Origin of the sequence: Curtobacterium luteum (assembly GCF_001475545.1) — a bacterium.
GTDB classification, from domain to species: domain Bacteria; phylum Actinomycetota; class Actinomycetes; order Actinomycetales; family Microbacteriaceae; genus Curtobacterium; species Curtobacterium luteum_A.
In genome coordinates this window covers 14,325-33,835 of record NZ_LDQC01000051.1, presented here as the reverse complement: position 1 = coordinate 33,835, position 19,511 = coordinate 14,325, and the positions used below count along the sequence as shown (strand labels likewise).

Genomic DNA, 19,511 nt, shown 5'->3' with positions numbered 1-19,511 from the left:
CGCTGACCACGCCGACGCCGGCCCCGACCGCGCCGGCGCCGACCGCGCCGGCGCTACCCCTGCTCGGCGCGCCGCACCCGACCTCGCGGGGACGCCCCCGTAGCCTCGGAGCATGGCAGTCCCCGTCCCGCTCGGCACCGAGGACCGCACCGCACGCCTCACGCTCCGCCGGCCGGACGCCTGGCGTCGCGAGGACGCCCCGCAGGCCGATCTCCGGCTCACCGGCGACGACGTGGTGCTCACCGTCCGCTCCCGCCCGAGCGACCGCACGATCGCCGAGGAGCACACGAGCCTCCTCGAGCGCCTGCCCGGGTCCGTCGAGGGGCTCCTGCTCGTCGGTGTCGACGTCTGGACCGCCGCGGGCGCGCCCGCACGCCTCGTCGAGTACGTCCGGCCCGACGAGGACGGCGCCGTCGCCGGAGCCCACCTCGTGTTCGTCACCGGGCGTCACCGCGTCGACCTCACCGTCGAGCGTCCGCTGGCACGCATGCTCGCGACCGACGACCTCGTGTTCGCCGTGCTCGACACCGTCCGCGCGACCGAGCCCACCGCGGCACGCCCGCACCGCGACCTCGAGCCCCTGCCGGACGCGCCCGCCGCCGCCGAGCTCGACGGCCCGCGGCTGACCGCCGAGGCTGTGTCCACGCTCCGGAGCCTCGCCGGCCGACGGTGGAACCCCGGGCTCCTCCGCAGCCCCGCCGGCCGCGAGCTCATCGACGCCGGCCTCGTCGGACGCCTCGGCACCCTGCCGGAGCCCACGCAGTCCCTGCTCGGCCCGTGGGCCGAGGAGACCCAGCCGACCACCCTGGAACAGCGGCTGCCCGACGGCGGCGAGTCGCGCCTCCAGGCCTGGGACGGCACCGTCGTCGACGGGACGGACGACCAGGTGGTCGCCGCCGTCCCGCCCGAGCAGGTGGTCGCGCTGATGGCCGGGAGGCTCGGCATCCGCCCGGTGTGGACCTTCCCGTTCCGCACGGGGTCGGTCCGGGCGGACCTGGTGGCGCGCCGCCTGGACGGCGGCGACACCGCGCCGGACCTGCCGTCGGACCTCGCCGAGGGCGACCCGCGGCTCGCACGGTTCTGGACAGCGCCGTGGACGGTCTCGCACCTGCGGCGACCGGGCGCGCAGCTCCCCGTGACGATCGTCCACGCCGAGGGGCACGGCTTCGCCCGGGTCGGGCGCACGGAAGCCGGAGCGACCACCTTCTCGGCGGACGCTCCGGCCAACGTGTTCCGGTCGGTGGTGCGGGCGGTGCTCGGGGCCTGAGCTCCTCGGCGGGCTAGGCGGCCGGCCCTGCGGTCAGCGTGATCGTCACCGTGTGGGACGTCCCGACGCTGTCGGTGTAGGTGACGCTCACCTGGTCGCCGACGCTGTGCGCCTGGATCGCCTTCGTCAGCGCGTCCGAGGTCGACACCGCGGTGCCGTCGAGCGCCGTGATCACGTCGCCGGCGCCGAGGCCCGCCTTCGCTGCGCCCGAGCCCTCGACGGTCCCGGCGACCGCGACGCCGCCGGTCGTGGCGGTCCCGCTCACCTCGACACCGAGGAACGCGGGCAGCCCGATCGTGATCGTCGACGACGACTCACCCGCGAGGATCTTGTCCGCGATCGACTTCGCGGTCGAGATCGGGATCGCGAAGCCCGTGACGTCCGCCGAACCCGAGGACGCCGCCGTCGCCATGCCGACGACCTCGCCCTCGCTGTCGAGGACCGGGCCGCCCGAGTCACCGGAGACGATGTCCGCCGCGACCTGGATCATCCCCGTGAGCGACTCGGTGCCGGAGCCGGAGTCGCTCTGCACCTGGATGTCCTGGTCGGTCGCGGTGACGGTGCCCTCGGCGGCGACGAGGTTGCCCGTGCCCTCGGCGTTCCCGACGTCGGTGACGGTGTCGCCGGTCTTCGCGCCGCCGTCGTCGTCGAGCGTCACGGTCGACAGGCCCGAGGCGTCCTGGAGCTTCAGGACCGCGACGTCGTGGGTGGCGTCCGTGCCGACGACGTCCGCCTTGTACTGCTTGCCGGTCGTCTCGTCGGTCACGACGATGCTCGTGGCGCCCTGGACGACGTGGTTGTTCGTCAGGACCGTGCCGTTCGAGGTGAGGATCATCCCGGTGCCGGCGGCCTGCGAGGACTCGTCGTAGTTCAGGACGGTGTTGATCGTGACGACACCCTTCTTCTGGGCGGCGGTCGCGGCGGTGGCCGCCGACTGCGTGCTTGTCCCGGAGCTGCCGTCGCTCGAACCGCTGCTGCTCCCGCCGTCACCCGGGACGGTGAAGCCGTTCGTCCCGCTGCCGTCGCTGCTGCTGCCGCTTCCGCTGCCGCTGCCCGTCCCCGGGAGCGTGGTGGTGCCCTGAGACTGACTCGAGGTCGTCGTCGTGTGCTGCGACGAGAGCCCGAGCGCGGTTCCTCCCGCGGCACCGAGGATCGCGAGTGCCGCGACGCCCGAGCCGATCACCAGCCCGAGCCGACGCGGGCGCTTCGTCGGTGCGGCTGCGTACGCGCCGTGGTTCGCGGTGGCGGCACCGTGCACCCATGCCTGCCCGTTCGACCAGTGCTGCCCGTCGAGCGCGGGGCTCCCGACCAGGTACGGGCCGCGGCCGTCGTGCGTGTAGGCGTAGGGACCGGAACCGTCGGGTGCGTACAGGTAGGGCCCGCTGCCGTCGAACGCGTAGGCCGGGCGGAGCGTCGACCGGTCCGCGTGCGGAGCCTCCCACGCGCCCTGCGTGCGGGCATCGGGTCCGTCGGTCGTCGCGCCGTTCGTCCCGCCAGGGGTGGCGTCGGGGTTCGGGGTCTCGTTCATCGGTGCTCTCCGGTCGTCCTCGACGGCCCGGTCGGGCGTCGATGGAAGCCAGTACAGGCCCGTTCCCCAAGGAGACCCTATGAACGAGCACTGCGCATGCTCACGGCTCGCTCGGGGACCGCCGAACGCGTGGACGACCGGGGCGGACACCTGCGCGTTAGGGTTGCTGCACCCCCATGGCAGCTCCCGTCCTCGCTCCCGCGCCCAGCTCCGTCGGCCGACTCGTCCGCGCCACCGTGCTGGCGGTCGTGGTCCTCGGGGTCGCGGTCGCACTGTCCGTGGCGTTCGGCTCGCGGCCGATCCCGCTCGGGACCGTCCTCGACACCGTCCTGCACCCCGGACGCCGTGACGAGATCGGCCTCATCGTCCTCGGCAACCGCGTGCCCCGCACCGTCGTCGGACTCCTCGCCGGAGCCGCACTCGGGGTCGCCGGTGCCGTGATGCAGGGCGTGACGCGGAACCCCCTCGCCGATCCGAGCGTGCTCGGCATCAACGCCGGGGCGTCCCTCGCGGTCGTGACCGGGATCGCGGTGTTCGGCATCAGCGGCACGGGCGCGTACCTGCCGTTCGCGTTCGTCGGCGCCGGACTCGCGGCGCTGCTCGTCTACGGCATCGCCGCGGTCGCCCGGCGCGGCCTCTCCCCGGTCGGCCTCGCGCTCTCCGGCGCCGTGGTGGCCGCTGCGCTGTCCTCGGTGACGACCGCCGTCCTCGTGACGAACCAGTCCCTGCTCGACCAGCTGCGGTTCTGGCAGGTCGGAGCGCTCGCCGGGAAGGACCTCGGGACCGCCGGGGTCATCATCGTCCCGGTGCTCGTCGGCCTCGTCGTGGCGATCGCTCTCGGCCGGTCGCTCAACACCCTCGCGCTCGGCGACGAGCTCGCTGCCTCCCTCGGCCAGCGGGTGGTGCTCGTCCGGGTCGTCGGCGGGGTCGTCACCGTGCTGCTCGCCGGCTCCGCCGTGGCCGCCGCCGGGCCGATCGCGTTCGTCGGGCTCGCCGTCCCGCACGCCGTCCGTCGACTCACCGGGCCCGACCACCGCTGGACGATCCTGCTCTCCGCGCTCGTCGCGCCGGCACTCCTGCTCGTGGCCGACGTCATCGGCCGGGTCGTCGCGTACCCGGGGGAGCTGCAGGTCGGCATCGTCACGGCGCTCATCGGGGCGCCGGTGTTCATCGCGCTCGTCCGGTCGCGGGCGGTGCGGGGACTGTGACGGCCGTGGGGCCCCGGAACCGTCGCCGGGTCGTCGGAGCACGCCGCGAGCTGCTCGTGCTCGGTGTGCTGGTCCTCGTGCTCGTCGCGCTCGTGCTCACCGGCCTCGGCGTCGGCGAGATCCCGCTGTCGCCCGCGCAGGTGGCCGCTGCCGCGTTCGGGCACGGCGATGCGATCGCGGACTTCGTGATCGGGCAGCTCCGCGGACCGCGGGTGTTCGGCGCGGTGTTCGTCGGGGCGGCCCTCGGCGTCGCCGGAGCGATCGTGCAGAGCGTGGTGCGCAACCCGATCGCGAGCCCGGACGTCATCGGCGTCACGTCGGGGGCGAGCGCCGCCGGCATCACCGCGATCGTGCTGTTCGGGGCGTCCGGGGTCGTGCTCTTCGGCTCCGTGCTCGTCGGGGCGGTCGTCGTGTCGCTCGTCATCGCCGCGCTCTCCTGGCAGCGGGGCATCTCCGGCAACCGGGTGGTCCTGGTCGGCATCGGCGTCGCCGCGATCTGCCTCGCCGTGACCGGCTGGATGCTGACGAGCGGCACCGTGACCCAGGCGGGCACAGCGCTCCTGTGGCTCTCCGGCAGCCTCAACGCCGTCGACCGGAACCTCGTCGGCGTCCTCGGCACCGCGTTCGTCGTGCTCATGGCGCTCGCCCTCGTGCAGTCGCCCCGGCTGACGGTGCTCGCGCTCGGGGACGAGGTCGCGTCGGCACTCGGCCTCCGTCCGGACCGCGCGAAGGTGCTGTTGCTCCTCACCGCGGTGGCGCTGACGGCGGGCGCCGTGGCCACCGCCGGCCCCGTGTCGTTCGTCGCGCTCATGTCGGCACCGATCGCGCGGCGGATCGTCGGCGGCGGACGGGTCGCGCTCGCCCCCGCGGCCGCGGTCGGTGCGGTCGTGACGCTCGCGAGCGACCTCGTCGCCCAGTTCGCGATCCCTGGGACCGCCCTGCCCGTCGGCGTCGTCACCGGGGTCGTCGGCGCGCCGTACCTCCTCTGGCTGCTCGCCCGCGGCCGCTGAGGCACCCCCCCGGGCCGCCGCCTCGGCACGACCTGATCGCAGAACGCGTCGGCCCACCGCGCTCGAGCCGACCGTCCGGGCGACCGCCGCGGACGTGAGCGGCAGGTCGTGCGACCAGCCGACCTCCGCCACGGAGCGGGACGGGACGCGCTGCACCGGACGGGCCGACTGCGCGACGGGACGGACCCGGCGGAGTCGAGGCGGGCCTCCAGGCCGACCGCGGACCACGCGCGCAACGTGAGCGGCGCGTCGTCCGGAGCCTCGTCGGGTCCGCAGCGACACGCCGCCATCCGGCCGTCCCGCAACATCGTGCGGGTTCCCGCACGAGGAGGCCAGAACCCCCCTTCCGGGTGTCTGCACCGTTCGTTCTGTCCCCATAGGTTCGCAGTCGACCGCCGGGGGCAACCCGACAGCGTGCCGACCCGATGGCGCGCTGACCCCCGCGGAAGAAGGACCGACATGCCCGAACAGCTCGACGGCGCCCCCGTGCGCCGGAGGCAGTGGGGTTCCGAGCGACGTACCCGCCCGCTCGACACCATCCACGCCCGTCCGTCCGACCGGAAGCTCGTCTCCGGCCGCATCGCCATCATCCTGACCATCGCGTTCTGGCTCGCCTACGTCGTCTACACGGTGATCCGCCAGTTCCTCGACTACGGCACCGAGAGCTTCCGCTTCACGACCGAGGCGATCTCGTACCTGGTGGTCGTCACCTTCCTCACCTTCTCCGCGCTCATGCACCTCATCGCCCGCCAGGGTGCGATGGAACGGTTCGCCGCGCACGTCCGCGTCCCGCGTGCCGAGCTCGACCGACACTTCGGCGAGGGGCACGAGGCGCCGATGACGGTCCTCGTGCCGAGCTACGCCGAGGAGCCCGACGTCGTCGCCACCACGCTGTGGTCGGCCGCGCTGCAGGAGTACCCGGCCCTCCGCGTCGTCCTGCTCATCGACGACAACCCGTTCCCGACCGACCCCGAGGTCGCCGAGAAGCTCGAGCGGACCCGTGCGGTCGCCGGGCAGATCCAGTCGCAGCTCGCCGCGCCCGCTCGTCGCTTCCAGGAGGCCCTGCTCGTCGCGGAGATCGACGCCGACACCGCGCCGCTCGCCTCGGTCGACGCGCTCCGGACGCTCGTCGAGCACCACCGCTGGGCGGACGCCTGGCTCCGCCGGCACGCCCGCGAACACGAGGTCGTGGACCACGTCGACCACTTCTTCCACGACCAGGTGCTCGTCGCGCTGGCCGACGAGTTCCGGCTGACGTCGGAGGCGCTCGAGGCGGCGATCGTGGACGCGGTCGGTGCCGGGGCCAGCTTCACCGAGGTGACGAGCAGCCGTGCCCTCGAACTCACCCGCCGCCTGGCGTGGACGTTCACGGCCGAGATCACGACCTTCGAGCGGAAGCGGTTCGTGAACCTCTCTGACGAGGCGAACAAGGCCATGAACCTCAACTCCTACATCGGCCTGCTCGGCGGCTCGTACGCGTTCGAGGAGACCGCGAGCGGGACGATCCTCCGCACGGTCGCCTCGCCGGAGGACGCCGACCTCGTCGTCCCCGCGTCCGACTACGTCTTGACGCTCGACGCCGACTCGGTGCTGCTCCGCGACTACTGCCTGCGACTGGTGTACTTCCTGGAGCAGCCGGAGAACGCCCGCGTCGCCGTGACGCAGACCCCGTACTCGTCGTTCCGGGGTGCTGCCACCCGCATCGAGCGGCTCGCCGGTGCGACCACCGACATCCAGCACATCCTCCACCAGGGCATGTCGCGCCACAACGCCACCTTCTGGGTCGGCGCGAACGCGGTCATCCGCACCCGCGCGCTCCGCGACATCGAGGAGGTCGAGACCGTCGGCGGCTTCGAGGTCAAGCGGTACGTGCAGGACCGCACGGTCATCGAGGACACCGAGTCGAGCGTCGACCTCGGCATGCACGGCTGGACGCTCGTGAACTACCCGGAGCGCCTGTCCTACAGCGCGACGCCGCCGGACTTCGGCTCGCTCATCGTCCAGCGGCGTCGCTGGGCGAACGGTGGACTCCTCATCCTGCCGAAGTACCTCCGGCAGGTCCGCGAGCGTCGCCAGCGCGGGGAGCGGGTCGGCTTCGTCGAGATGTCCCTCCGCGTCAACTACATGGCGTCGATCGCGTGGGGCTCGCTCGGCCTCATCTTCCTGCTGGCCTACCCGTACGATTCGCGGCTGCTCAGCCCGATGGTGCTCCTCGCCGCGCTGCCGTACTTCTGGCTGTTCGCGTCCGACCTCAAGTACTGCGGCTACAAGCGCACCGACATCCTCCGGATCTACGGCTTCAACCTGATCCTCATGCCGGTGAACGTCGCCGGGGTGCTCAAGAGCATCCAGCAGGCGCTGACGGCGAAGAAGATCCCGTTCGCCCGCACACCGAAGGTCCGGGACCGCACGGCCTCGCCCGCGCTGTACGTCCTCGCGCCGTACGCCATGGTCGTGTTCTCGGTGTTCACGTTCCTCCGGGACTACCAGGCGCAGAACTGGGGCAACGCCGTGTTCGCCGCGTTCAACGCCCTGCTGGCGTTCTACGCGATCGTCGCGTACATCGGCATATGGAACTCGGTCGTGGACGTCTGGCTCTGGGCCACCGCGTGGATGTACTACGACCCGTCCGCGCGGGCCGCGCGTCGCGCCGCCCGTCGGCAGGCGAAGCAGGACCGGAAGGCGGCCCGCAGGGGCCTGCTGCCCGAAGCAGAGCCGGTCGCCGAGGACTGGCGTGCCGTCCTCTACTTCGGGCACGGCGGTGCGGAGCTGCCGACCCGCCACGGTGCCGGGACCGTCGGAGCCCCCGTGACCCGAAGCACCCCGACGGTCGCGACCGCACCCGCCGGGGCCGCTCGACCCGCCGCGCCCACCGGGCGTGCTGCGGACGCCTCCACCGCCTCATCCGACGAACGGACCGCTGCCTGATGTCCTCCACCAGACGCCTCTCCCCGCTGCGCGTCGGCCTCGCGGTCGTCCTGACCACGGCCGTCGCGGCCGGGGGCTACCTCGGCTTCGACCGCTGGCAGTCGGCGCAGGCCGCGGACGCCCAGAAGAGCTGGTTCGCTGCCTACACCGACGTCACCGCCACGCCGACGTTCGCCTTCGAGGACGTCAAGTCCGCGAAGGGCCGCGACGTCATGCTCTCGTTCGTGGTCGCCGACCACGACGCGGCCTGCACCCCGACCTGGGGTTCGGCGTACTCGCTGCAGGGTGCGTCCGACTCGCTCGACCTCGACCGTCGCATCGCCCGGCTGCAGCAGCAGAAGGGCGAGGTCGGCGTCTCGTTCGGCGGCCTCGCGAACGACGAGCTCGCGACGACCTGCACCGACACGTCCGACCTCGTCGGTGCGTACGAGACCGTCGTCGAGCGCTACGACGTCAGCACGGTCGACTACGACGTCGAGGGCGACGACCTCACGAACCACGCCGCGGGGGAGCGCCGGGCGAAGGCGGTGAAGGAGCTGCAGGACGCGCGTCGTGCCGCCGGGCACCCGCTCGCCGTGTGGCTCACCCTGCCGGCGGCGCCCGGAGGCCTGACGAGCGACGGGACCACCGCGGTCGCGCAGTTCCTCAAGGCCGGCGTCGACCTCGCCGGCGTCAACGCGATGACGATGGACTACGGCCAGAGCAAGGGCTCGAGCCAGAGCATGTACTCGGCCTCGGTCCAGACCCTGCAGGAGGTCCACCGGCAGCTCGGCATCCTCTACACGCGGTCCGGGACGCCGCTCGGTGACCGGACGCTCTGGCACAAGGTCGGTGCGACGCCGATGATCGGCCAGAACGACATCCAGGACGAGGTCTTCACCCTCGCCGACGCGCGGAAGCTCAACGCCTGGGCGCGCGAGCGCGGAATCGGCCGCATGTCCATGTGGTCGCTGAACCGCGACACCACGTGCGGGTCGAACTACGTGAACCTGTCGACCGTGTCGAACTCCTGCTCGGGCGTCGACCAGGACGGCGTGCTGTTCGCGGACGTCCTCGGCAAGGGGTTCACCGGCGGGATCGTCGCGGCGGCCTCGGACGTCACCAAGGCCGAGCCGAGCGCGACCGTCCAACCGACCGACGACCCGAAGACGAGCCCGTACCCGGTGTGGAGCGCGGACGCGTCCTACCTCGAGGGCACGAAGATCGTCTGGCACCACAACGTCTACGAGGCGAAGTGGTGGACCTCGGGCGACCTGCCGGACGACCCGGTGCTCAGTGCGTACGAGACGCCGTGGCAGCTCATCGGGCCGGTGCTGAAGGGTGAGAAGCCGGTCGAGCAGGTCACCCTGCCGGCGGGCACCTACCCATCGTGGTCCGGTACGAAGCAGTACGACACCGGGGCGCGGGTCCTGTTCGACGGTGTGCCGTACCAGGCGAAGTGGTGGAACACCGGCGACAGCCCGGAGGCGTCGACGAGCGACCCGGACGGCTCGCCCTGGGTGAAGCTCAAGGACTCCGAGATCAAGGAGCTCCTGTCGGGGCTCCAGCACTGAGGGGCCGGCGGTGCGGTCCGCCTGTTGTGGTGGTCCGCCTGTGGTGGCGGTCCGCCTGTGGTGGCGGTCCGCCCGTGGTCACGATCCGCCCGTGGTGACGGGATGACGGCCGGGAGGCGCGGTGCCAGCTGGCACCGCGCCTCCCGGCTGTCCCGGTGCGCGTTGCGTGGACGTTCGCTGATCGCGCACTGCCGAGTTGTGCACAGCCCCGTTCTGGGCTCCCGCGGGGTCACCCGTTTCCGATACGCTGATGGGCCAAGAGAGGGAGGTCCACGATGTCCGATCCAGTGGTCCCGCAGCAGGGTCCGGCAGGCAGCGACGGTCGCACCCAGCAGCAGCGACTCGTCGACACCACGATGACCTTCAGTCTGGAGCAGGCGGCGGCCCTCACGCCCGAGTCCGGCATCTCGACGGAAGAGCGCGACGCCATCACGGCGCTGCCCTCCGGATCGGCGCTGCTCGTCGTCCGTCGCGGCCCGAACGTGGGTGCGCGGTTCCTGCTCGACTCCGACGTGACGACGGCCGGTCGCCACCCCGACGCCGACATCTTCCTCGACGACGTGACGGTCTCGCGCAAGCACGCGCAGTTCCTCCGTCACGGCACGAGCTTCACCGTGAAGGACCTCGGGTCGCTCAACGGCACCTACTTCGACGGTGCCCGCATCGACGAGGCGCTGCTCACCGACGGGTCCGAGGTGCAGGTCGGCAAGTTCCGCCTGACCTTCTACGCCTCCCGGGTCGACCTGGCGCGCCTGGCGAACGCGTAGTGCCCGCGCGGTCCGCCGCGGCCCGGGCGGGGTCCGCGGCGCCGGAGCTGCTCACGATCGGGCAGGTCCTCGCTCGCCTGAAGCCCGAGTTCCCGGACCTCGCCGGCTCGAAGCTGCGGTTCCTCGAGGAACGCGAGCTCGTGACCCCCGTGCGCACCGCCAGCGGCTACCGCAAGTTCTCGCCGTCCGACGTCGAGCGACTCCGGGTCATCCTCGGGCTGCAGCGCGACCACTACCTCCCGCTCAAGGTCATCAAGGAGTACCTGGCCGACCTCGACGCCGGAAGAGAGCCGACGCTGCCGGGCGGGGGCGAGGCACCGAAGCCGTCGATCCTCGGGCGCGAGCGCCGGTACACCCGCGACGAGACCGTCCGGGCGGCGGGAGCCACGCCGATGCTGCTGTCCGACGCCGTGTCGTCGTCGTTGCTGCCCGCGACGGACAGCTACGGCGAGGACTCCGTCGCGGTGCTCAGGGCGCTCGTCGAGCTCCAGCGTTCGGGGATCGAGCCGCGGCACCTGCGGACCTTCCGGGCCACCGCCGAGCGAGAGGTCGGTCTCATCGAGTCCGCGCTCATGCCGGTGTCGCGTCGCGGGGACGCCACCTCGAAGGCGAAGGCGACCGAGCTCGCGCGGGAGATCGCCGGGCACCTCGAGACCATCCGGTCGCAGCTCATCCGGTCGGCGATCGGTCGTCTCGACACATGAAACGCGTGCTGGGGGAGGCTCCCGTTGCTGGCGGGTGTCGGAGGGCGGGGCGTATCCTCGACACGCCGGACGCGCCGGAGCGGATGTCCCGCGCGCGACGGCTCGGAGTCGCTACCGTGGACCTCGGAACAACTCTCAACCCGGCATTGAAGCTTCGGGTGGGGGCTCGATCGTCGTGGAAGGCAAGCGCATGAGTGGGACTGACACCCCCGGTACCGGGTCGGACATGACGCGGTACGACCTCGGGCTGCTCTTCACCGACGGCATGCCCGAACACGACGAGCAGAACGGCTACCGCGGCACCGTCGCCGCCCGGGCAGCCGGCATCTCCTACCGTCAGCTCGACTACTGGGCCCGCACCGAACTCGTGCAGCCGACCATCCGCGGCGCTGCCGGCTCGGGCTCGCAGCGGCTCTACGGTTTCCGCGACATCCTCGTGCTCAAGCTCGTGAAGCGTCTGCTCGACACGGGCATCTCGCTGCAGCAGATCCGCACCGCGGTGAACCAGCTCCGGGAGTCGGGCGTGTCCGACCTCGCCCAGACCACCCTGATGTCCGACGGTGCCTCGGTCTACCTCTGCACCTCCGACGACGAGGTCATCGACCTGGTCTCGCGCGGGCAGGGTGTGTTCGGCATCGCCGTGGGCAAGGTCCTGCGTGAGGTCGAGTCGTCGCTCGTGGAGCTCGACGCCGCCCCCGCTGCGGACCCCGACGACGAGCTCGCCGCCCGTCGGGCCTCCCGCGCGTCCTGACGCTGTCGCTCACCGGTCGACATCGGTCGGCGGAGTCGGTCGCAGGACTTGCCGTCCGCTGATCGGCTTGGTCGCAGAACTCGTCGTACCGCGAACACCGAGCCAACACGTCGTGCGACCAGGGCGGACGTGAGCGGCACGTCGTGCGACCGGAGCCCGGCGTCACGGTCGGCGGAGTTGGTCGCAGGACTTGCCGTCCGCTGATCGGCTTGGTCGCAGAACTCGTCGCGCTGCGCACACCGAGCCGACACGTCGTGCGACCAGCGCGGACGTGAGCGGCACGTCGTGCGACCGGAGCGCAGCGTCATGGTCGGCGGAGTTGGTCGCAGGACTTGCCGTCCGCTGATCGGCTTGGTCGCAGAACTCGTCGCGCTGCGTACACCGAGCCGACACGTCGTGCGACCAGCGCGGACGCGAGCGGCATGTCGTGCGACCAGCGCGGACGTGAGCGGCACGTCGTGCGACCGGAGCCCGGCCGCCGCCGCACCGAACCCCGACGCACCGAGCCCCGCGTGCGCGGAGCCGGGGGACCGCCTACGCGGCGCCGCCCTCGGCGTAGGGGCCGATCTTGCCCGTGCGCATGATGCGCTCGAGCAGCTGGTCGAAGTTCTTCGCCATCTCCTGCGCGGACTCGCCCGGCCACACGTGCAACGGCTTCGCCGCACCCTGCGCCTGCTGCAGCGAGGTGCGCTCCGGCAGCTGCGGTGAGAGCACGAGCGGCCCGAACATGTCGCGGAGCTCCTTGATGCGGAACTGGTGCTCGAGCGACTGCACCCGGGCACGGTTCACGATGATGCCGAGCGGCTGCAGGCGCGGGGAGAGCCCTCGGCGGATCTCCTCGATCGCCCGGAGCGCACGATCGGCAGCGGCGACGGAGAAGAGTCCGGGCTCGGTGACGACGGTCACGCGGTCGGACGCGGCCCATGCGGTGCGGGTGAGGGCGTTCAGCGACGGGGCGCAGTCGATGAGGACGAGCTCGTAGTCCTGCTCGACGTTCGCGAGGGCCTCTTCGAGCTTCCAGATGTCACGGATCGACGGGTGCGGTCCGTCGAAGTTGATGGCCGAGGGCGATCCGACCATGACGTCGATCTTGCCCTGGGAGCCCTTCGTCCACCCCGACGGGGCGATCGCCTGGCGGACGATCTTCTCCTTCGGGTTCTCGAGCACGTCGGCCACGTTGAGGTGTCCGGCGAGGTTGATGTCGAGTCCCGTCGAGACGTCGGACTGCGGGTCGAGGTCCACCACCAGCGTGCGCAGTCCCTTGGCGAACGCGGCCGAGGTCAGGCCGAGCGTCACCGTCGTCTTGCCGACACCACCCTTGAGGGAGCTCACGCTGAGTACATGCACGGTGAGCAACGTTACCGCGACTAGGGTTGTCTCACCTCAACCCGGGCTGAAAGGGACCTCGTGTTCAGCAAGATCCTCGTGGCGAACCGTGGCGAGATCGCCATCCGTGCATTCCGTGCCGCGTACGAGTTGGGCGCCCGGACCGTGGCCGTCTACCCGTACGAGGACCGCAACTCCCTGCACCGGTTGAAGGCGGACGAGGCCTACCTGATCGGCGAGCCGGGCCACCCCGTGCGGGCCTACCTCGACGTCGCCGAGATCATCCGCGTCGCGCGGGAGTCCGGTGCCGATGCGATCTACCCGGGCTACGGCTTCCTGTCCGAGAACCCCGAGCTCGCCGCCGCGGCCGCCGCTGCCGGCATCACCTTCATCGGCCCGGGCGAGCACGTGCTCGAGATGGCCGGCAACAAGGTGACCGCCAAGGAACACGCCATCGCGGCCGGCGTCCCCGTCCTCGCGAGCACCCCGGCGAGCCGGGACGTCGAGGAGCTCCTCGCGGGCGCGGACGCGATCGGCTTCCCGGTCTTCGCGAAGGCGGTGGCCGGCGGTGGCGGTCGCGGGATGCGCCGGGTCGAGACGAAGGCCGAGCTGCGGCCGGCGCTCGAAGCGGCCATGCGCGAGGCCGACAGCGCCTTCGGGGACCCGACGATGTTCCTCGAGCAGGCCGTCATCCGGCCGCGGCACATCGAGGTGCAGATCCTCGCTGACGCCACCGGTACCGACGAGGGCACGATCCACCTCTTCGAGCGCGACTGCTCGGTGCAGCGCCGCAACCAGAAGGTCGTCGAGATCGCCCCCGCGCCGAACCTCGACCCGTCGATCGCGGCGGCCCTCCACCGCGACGCCGTCGCCTTCGCCCGGTCGATCGGCTACGTCAACGCCGGCACCGTCGAGTTCCTGCTCGACACCGAGGGGGAGCGTGCCGGGCAGCACGTCTTCATCGAGATGAACCCGCGCATCCAGGTCGAGCACACCGTGACCGAGGAAGTGACCGACGTCGACCTCGTGCAGTCCCAGATGCGGATCGCCTCGGGGGAGACCCTGGCCGACCTCGGTCTGTCGCAGGACACGGTGTCCGTGCACGGTGCTGCGCTGCAGACGCGCATCACCACGGAGGACCCGACGCAGGGGTTCCGCCCGGACACGGGCAAGATCACCACCTACCGCAGTCCCGGTGGCGCCGGGGTCCGGCTGGACGGCGGCACGATCGCGACCGGCGCCCAGATCAGCCCGCACTTCGACTCGATGCTCGCGAAGATGACCTGCCGTGGGCGCGACTTCCCGGCGGCGGTGTCGCGAGCGAAGCGTGCCCTCGCCGAGTTCCGCATCCGCGGCGTCAGCACGAACATCCCGTTCCTCCAGGCGGTGCTCGAGGACCCGGACTTCGACCGCGGTGACGTGTCGACGAAGTTCATCGAGGAGCGTCCGCAGCTCTTCGGCGGTCACGTCTCGAAGGACCGCGGCACGAAGATCGTGGGTTGGCTCGCCGACGTCACGGTGAACAAACCGAACGGCGATCGGCGTCCGCAGACCGTCGACCCGAGCGAGAAGCTCCCCGCCGTCGACCTCGTCGCCGCGCCACCGCCCGGGCAGCGCGAGCGGTTGCTGGACCTCGGTCCGGCCGAGTGGGCACGCGCGCTCCGGGCACAGACCGCCCTCGCCGTCACCGAGACGACGATGCGCGACGCGCACCAGTCCCTCCTGGCCACCCGCGTCCGCACGAAGGACCTCGTCGCCGTCGCACCGCACGTCGCCCGGCTGACACCGCAGCTGCTCTCCGTGGAGGCCTGGGGCGGTGCCACCTACGACGTCGCGCTCCGCTTCCTCGGCGAGGACCCCTGGGAGCGTCTCACGGCGCTGCGCGCGGCGATGCCGAACATCCCGATCCAGATGCTGCTGCGCGGCCGGAACACGGTCGGCTACACGCCGTACCCGACCGAGGTCACCGACGCGTTCGTGGCCGAGGCCGCCGCGAGCGGTGTCGACGTGTTCCGCATCTTCGACGCGCTCAACGACGTCAGCCAGTTGCGACCCGCCCTGGAAGCCGTGCTCGCCACCGGCACGTCGGTGGCCGAGGCGGCGCTCTGCTACTCCGGTGACCTGCTCGACCCTGCGGAGGACCTCTACACGCTCGACTACTACCTCCGCCTCGCGGAGCAGATGGTCGAGGCCGGCGCGCACGTCATCGGCATCAAGGACATGGCCGGGCTGCTCCGGGCCGGCGCCGCCGAGCGGCTCGTCGCCGCCCTGCGCGAGCGCTTCGACCAGCCGGTGCACGTCCACACGCACGACACCGCCGGCGGCCAGCTCGCCACGCTCCTCGCTGCCGCGCGGGCCGGGGCGGACGCCGTCGACGTCGCCGCGGCCCCGATGGCCGGCACCACGAGCCAGCCGAGCATGTCCGCGCTCGTCGCCGCCCTCGCGCACACCGAACGCGACACCGGCCTCGACCTCGCCGCGGTCGGGGACCTCGAGCCGTACTGGGAGGCCGTGCGCCGGGCCTACGCCCCCTTCGAGTCGGGTCTGCCCGGCCCGACCGGCCGCGTGTACCAGCACGAGATCCCGGGCGGCCAGCTCTCCAACCTCCGGCAGCAGGCCATCGCGCTCGGCCTCGGCGACCGCTTCGAGCAGGTCGAGGACTGGTACGCGGCGGCGAACCGCATCCTCGGGCGCCCGACGAAGGTCACGCCGTCGTCGAAGGTCGTCGGGGACCTCGCACTCCAGCTCGCCGCGGTCGACGCCGACCCCGAGCACTTCGAGCAGCACCCCGAGCAGTACGACATCCCGGACTCCGTCATCGGCTTCATGGCCGGCGAACTCGGCGACCTGCCCGGCGGCTGGCCCGAACCGTTCCGCTCGAAGGTCCTCGCCGGTCGCGACGTCCGCATCGAGGTCACCGCCGTGCCCGACGCCGAGCGCGCCCACCTCGACAGCCCGGGACCGGAGCGGCAGCAGGCCCTGAACCGCCTGCTGTTCCCGCAGCCCACGCGGCAGTTCGAGGCCGTCCGGCAGCAGTACGGCGACCTCTCGGTCGTGCCGACGGTCGACTACCTCTACGGACTCCGTCCCGGGCAGGAGCACACCGTGCCGCTCGGGAAGGGCGTCGACCTCTTCGTCGGCCTCGAGGCCATCGGCGAGGTGGACGAGCGCGGGTTCCGCACGGTCATGACGACCCTCAACGGGCAGCTCCGCCCGGTGTCGGTCCGCGACCGCTCGGTCGAGGTCGAGACGAAGGCCGCCGAGAAGGCCGACCCGTCCGACCCGAAGCACGTCGCGGCGCCGTTCTCCGGCGTCGTGACGCTCAAGGTCGCCGTCGGTGACGTCGTCGCAGCCGGTCAGGCCGTGGCGAGCATCGAGGCGATGAAGATGGAAGCGGCCATCACGGCGCCCGTGGCGGGCACCGTCGGCCGTCTCGCGATCCCGGCGACGCAACAGGTCGACGCCGGAGACCTCCTGGTGGTGCTGCAGTAACGTGACCGTCCGTCCCATCCGCCTCTTCGGCGATCCCGTCCTCCGTTCCCCGTCCGACCCGATCCGACCCGAGGCGCTCGGGTCCCAGGGTGTCCGTGACCTCGTGCAGGACCTCATCGACACCGTCAAGGAGCCCGGCCGCGCCGGGGTCGCCGCGCCGCAGATCGGCGTCGGGCTGCGGGCGTTCTCGTACAACGTCGACGGCGAGGTCGGGTACGTCCTCAACCCGGAGGTCGTCGAGGTCTCCGGCGAGCCCGAGCTCATGGAGGAGGGCTGCCTCTCCGTGCCCGGGCTGGGCTACCCGACCAGGCGGTACCCGCACGCGAAGGTCCGGGGCGTGGACGTCGACGGGAACGAGGTCGTGCTCGAGGGCGACGGGCTCATGGCGGAGGCCCTGCAGCACGAGGTCGACCACCTCGACGGCACGGTCTACGTGATGACGCTCGACCCCGAGATCCGCCGTCAGGCCCTCCGCGACATCCGCGCGCAGGACTGGTTCCACTGACCCGTGGGGTGACACCCCCACGGGGGATTGTCACCTTGTCCTGACGAGGAGGTACCGTACCCTCGTCGGCTTCCCACCGACGTCGTACCCCACACCCCCAGGACAGCATGATGGCCGCTCAGGACAACGAGCTCAGCTCGCACCGCACCCGCACCAACCTCCGCCCCGAAGCGGTCACCTCGACGACGTCGTCGACGGCCGTCCTCGACGCACCCAGTCCGGAGCAGCCCCCGCAGGCCTGAGCGCGCAGGCGGGCGCGTCGCGCCCCGCGCACACCGCAACGACCGGGAGGCCCGGTGCCGGTCCCAGGGACCGGCACCGGGCCTCCCGGCGGTCGCGATCAGTGCCGCTCCGTGCAGAGCGGTCAGCCGCGTCGGCGACGGCTGGTCACCACCGGCGTGGCCGTGGTCTGCACCTTCGAGCCCGAGTAGATGTGCTCGATGTCGGCCGCGAAGTCCCGCATGATGATCGGACGCTTGATCGTGAGCTTCGGCGTGAGGTGACCGGACGCCTCCGTCAGGTCGGTGTCGAGGATCGTGAACGACCGGATGCTCTCGGCACGGGAGACCCGCTGGTTCGCGGTGTCGACGGCCTCCTGCACGGCCTGGTGCACGCGCTCGTCGTAGGCGGCCTGGTGCGGGTCCAGCACGGGCGAGATCCCACGCGCTTCGCACCAGCCGGGCAGCATGTCGCGGTCGAGCGTCACGAGGGCGGCGACGAACGGCTTTCCCTCCCCGACGACGATCGCCTGGCCGACGAGCGGGTGCTCCCGGATGCCGTCCTCGAGCGGGGCCGGTGCGACGTTCTTGCCGCTCGCGGTGACGATGAGCTCCTTCGCACGACCGGTCACGGTGAGCACCCCGTCGGCGTCGAGCCGGCCGAGGTCGCCCGTCCGGAACCACCCGTCGACGAACGCCTTGTCCGTCGCCTCGTCGTTCCGCCAGTAGCGGTCGAAGACGTCGACGCCGCGGATGAGGATCTCGCCGTCGTCGGCGATGCGGACCTCGACCCCGGGGAGCGCGCGTCCGACGGTGCCGATCCGCAGTTCGGCAGCGCGGTTGACCGTGGCCGGCGCGGTGGTCTCGGTGAGACCGTAGCCCTCGAGGATGTGGACGCCGATCGAGCGGAAGAAGTGCGACAGCCGCGGCGAGAGCGGAGCCGAGCCGCTGACGGCGTAGCGGACGCGTCCGCCGATGGCGTCCCGGAGCTTGGCGTAGACGAGCTTGTCGAACAGGGCGAAGCGCAGTCGGAGTCCGAGCGGCACCCTGCCCGTGTTGAGAGCCTCGGAGTGCGCGACCGCGGTGGCCGCAGCCGCGCGGAAGATCCGGCCCTTGCCGCCGAGGTCGGCCTTCTGCTCGGCCGAGTTGTAGATCTTCTCGAAGACCCGCGGGACGGCGAGGAGGAAGGTCGGCTTGAAGGTCGACACGGCCTTCATGAGGTCCTTCGTGTCCGGCTCGTGGCCGACCAGCACGCCCGCGGAGAGCGACATCGCCGCGATGAACCGCGCGAACACGTGGGCCATCGGGATGAACAGCAGCGTGGAGGACCCCTCGGCGATGACCTCGGGCATGGCCTCGGACGCGCCCTCGACCGTGCCGGTGAAGTTGTCGTGCCGGAGGACGCAGCCCTTGGGCCGGCCGGTGGTCCCCGAGGTGTAGATGATCGTGGCGTCGTCGTGCCCGTGCACGGTCGCGGTGCGGGCGTCGAGTTCCTCGTCGCTGACGTCCTCGCCGAGGCGGGCGAGGTCGTCGAGTCCGCCGCCGTCCATCGTCCAGTGCTGCCCGAGGTGGGGCAGGTCGGGCGCGATGCCCGCGACCCGGCGTGCGTGCTGCTCCTGCTCGACGACGATGGCGACGGCCTCGGAGTCCGAGAGGATCCAGCGGATCTGGTCGGGGGAGCTCGTCTCGTACACGGGGACCGACACGAGTCCGGCGGTCCACACCGCGAAGTCGACGAGCGTCCACTCGAGGCGCGTGCGCGACAGGATCGCGACGTGCGCGCCCGGCTCGAGGCCGGCGGCGACGAAGCCCTTCGCGATGGCGCGGACGCGGGCGAGCGTCTCGGCTGCGGTGATGTTCGTCCAGGTGTCCCCGTGCCGCTGCGCGAGGATCGGCCGGTCCGGCGTGCGTCGCGCGCGTTCGGTGAGGAGGCGGGCTGCCGAGCCGTGGTCCGGTGCGACGGGGCCGGCGCTGGGACGCGAGGCGTGCCTCCCGGCCGGCGTCGCGGACGCAGCGTCGCCCACCGGGGCGGCGGCAGACCGCGTGGCGGGCTCGGTGCTGGTCGCGGCGGCGTCCTGTTCGGCGGCGGCACTGGTGAGGCGCTCGGGTCGCTGATCGTTCACGGTGACTCCCTCGTCGGCCGGTTCGATTCGAGTACGCCTCATCGTCGAGGCGACACCGCCAGCATAGGGGCCGTCGCACGGAGAACCCCGTGGAGCCCGCCGTGCGTTCGGTGTGGACACGGCGAACCGGT

At 72.0% G+C, this 19,511-nt stretch carries 14 protein-coding genes; 11 read left to right on the top strand and 3 right to left on the bottom strand.

The genetic code is table 11. From position 1 onward, the window contains the following. Window positions 1-112: 112 nt before the first annotated feature. On the top strand, window positions 113-1,267 hold the full coding sequence (locus NS184_RS09765; protein ID WP_058725928.1) for a hypothetical protein: 1,155 nt from the start codon (window positions 113-115) through the stop codon (window positions 1,265-1,267). Window positions 1,268-1,280: 13 nt separating this feature from the next. Here NS184_RS09765 and NS184_RS09760 read toward each other — a convergent pair whose 3' ends face one another. After that, the gene (locus tag NS184_RS09760) at window positions 1,281-2,795 is read right to left on the bottom strand and encodes a S1C family serine protease (RefSeq protein ID WP_083513597.1); all 1,515 of its coding nucleotides are present in this window, start codon (window positions 2,793-2,795) and stop codon (window positions 1,281-1,283) included. Between the two features lie 176 nt (window positions 2,796-2,971). Here NS184_RS09760 and NS184_RS09755 point away from each other — a divergent pair, with 176 nt between their 5' ends. From NS184_RS09755 to NS184_RS09725, 7 genes are all read left to right on the top strand, one after another. Next, window positions 2,972-4,003: a FecCD family ABC transporter permease gene (locus NS184_RS09755; RefSeq protein WP_058725927.1), complete on the top strand. Its 1,032-nt coding sequence runs from the start codon at window positions 2,972-2,974 to the stop codon at window positions 4,001-4,003. A gap of 5 nt (window positions 4,004-4,008) precedes the next feature. Beyond that, on the top strand, window positions 4,009-5,013 hold the full coding sequence (locus tag NS184_RS09750; RefSeq protein ID WP_058725932.1) for a FecCD family ABC transporter permease: 1,005 nt from the start codon (window positions 4,009-4,011) through the stop codon (window positions 5,011-5,013). Between the two features lie 459 nt (window positions 5,014-5,472). Further along, window positions 5,473-7,941, top strand: a complete 2,469-nt coding sequence (locus NS184_RS09745; protein ID WP_083513596.1) for a glycosyltransferase family 2 protein — start codon at window positions 5,473-5,475, stop codon at window positions 7,939-7,941. Further along, the gene (locus NS184_RS09740) at window positions 7,941-9,494 is read left to right on the top strand and encodes a chitinase (protein WP_058725931.1); all 1,554 of its coding nucleotides are present in this window, start codon (window positions 7,941-7,943) and stop codon (window positions 9,492-9,494) included. The genes NS184_RS09745 and NS184_RS09740 overlap by 1 nt, the downstream gene beginning before the upstream one ends. 356 nt (window positions 9,495-9,850) lie before the next feature. Then, a complete protein-coding gene (locus NS184_RS09735; RefSeq protein ID WP_242863018.1) occupies window positions 9,851-10,261 on the top strand; it encodes an FHA domain-containing protein in 411 nt (136 codons plus the stop codon). Further along, window positions 10,261-10,965 carry a transcriptional regulator FtsR gene (locus NS184_RS09730; RefSeq protein WP_058725925.1) on the top strand — a complete coding sequence of 235 codons (705 nt, stop codon included), beginning with the start codon at window positions 10,261-10,263 and terminating at the stop codon, window positions 10,963-10,965. The genes NS184_RS09735 and NS184_RS09730 overlap by 1 nt, the downstream gene beginning before the upstream one ends. A gap of 190 nt (window positions 10,966-11,155) precedes the next feature. After that, window positions 11,156-11,716 (top strand): MerR family transcriptional regulator, encoded by a 561-nt coding sequence (locus NS184_RS09725; protein ID WP_058725924.1) that lies wholly within the window; start codon window positions 11,156-11,158, stop codon window positions 11,714-11,716. A gap of 534 nt (window positions 11,717-12,250) precedes the next feature. On the opposite strand, the gene NS184_RS09720 is transcribed toward NS184_RS09725, so the two are convergent. After that, window positions 12,251-13,063 carry a ParA family protein gene (locus NS184_RS09720; RefSeq protein WP_027465232.1) on the bottom strand — a complete coding sequence of 271 codons (813 nt, stop codon included), beginning with the start codon at window positions 13,061-13,063 and terminating at the stop codon, window positions 12,251-12,253. A gap of 60 nt (window positions 13,064-13,123) precedes the next feature. Between NS184_RS09720 and NS184_RS09715 the strand changes: the two genes are divergently transcribed. The 3 genes from NS184_RS09715 (at window position 13,124) to NS184_RS18885 (ending at window position 17,281) form a co-directional block, all read left to right on the top strand. Continuing rightward, window positions 13,124-16,534, top strand: coding sequence for a pyruvate carboxylase (locus tag NS184_RS09715; RefSeq protein WP_058725923.1), 3,411 nt, complete (start codon window positions 13,124-13,126; stop codon window positions 16,532-16,534). A 1-nt stretch (window position 16,535) separates the two neighbouring features. Then, entirely contained in the window at window positions 16,536-17,039 is a 504-nt protein-coding gene (locus tag NS184_RS09710; RefSeq protein ID WP_058725922.1) for a peptide deformylase, read from the top strand. Between the two features lie 110 nt (window positions 17,040-17,149). Further along, window positions 17,150-17,281: a hypothetical protein gene (locus NS184_RS18885; RefSeq protein ID WP_275935025.1), complete on the top strand. Its 132-nt coding sequence runs from the start codon at window positions 17,150-17,152 to the stop codon at window positions 17,279-17,281. A 122-nt stretch (window positions 17,282-17,403) separates the two neighbouring features. Here the strand turns inward: NS184_RS18885 and NS184_RS09705 are convergent, their stop codons facing one another. Continuing rightward, on the bottom strand, window positions 17,404-19,281 hold the full coding sequence (locus NS184_RS09705) for an AMP-dependent synthetase/ligase (RefSeq protein ID WP_058725930.1): 1,878 nt from the start codon (window positions 19,279-19,281) through the stop codon (window positions 17,404-17,406). Between the last annotated feature and the right edge of the window lie 230 nt (window positions 19,282-19,511).

Excerpts from the sequence above, each read along its gene's own strand:
- NS184_RS09765 (WP_058725928.1), top strand. The coding sequence starts at position 113 with ATGGCAGTCCCCGTCCCGCTCGGCACCGAGGACCGCACCGCACGCCTC.
- NS184_RS09740 (WP_058725931.1), top strand. The coding sequence starts at position 7,941 with ATGTCCTCCACCAGACGCCTCTCCCCGCTGCGCGTCGGCCTCGCGGTC.
- NS184_RS09760 (WP_083513597.1), bottom strand. The coding sequence starts at position 2,795 with ATGAACGAGACCCCGAACCCCGACGCCACCCCTGGCGGGACGAACGGC.
- NS184_RS18885 (WP_275935025.1), top strand. The coding sequence starts at position 17,150 with ATGGCCGCTCAGGACAACGAGCTCAGCTCGCACCGCACCCGCACCAAC.
- NS184_RS09725 (WP_058725924.1), top strand. The coding sequence starts at position 11,156 with ATGAGTGGGACTGACACCCCCGGTACCGGGTCGGACATGACGCGGTAC.
- NS184_RS09745 (WP_083513596.1), top strand. The coding sequence starts at position 5,473 with ATGCCCGAACAGCTCGACGGCGCCCCCGTGCGCCGGAGGCAGTGGGGT.
- NS184_RS09735 (WP_242863018.1), top strand. The coding sequence starts at position 9,851 with ATGACCTTCAGTCTGGAGCAGGCGGCGGCCCTCACGCCCGAGTCCGGC.
- NS184_RS09755 (WP_058725927.1), top strand. The coding sequence starts at position 2,972 with ATGGCAGCTCCCGTCCTCGCTCCCGCGCCCAGCTCCGTCGGCCGACTC.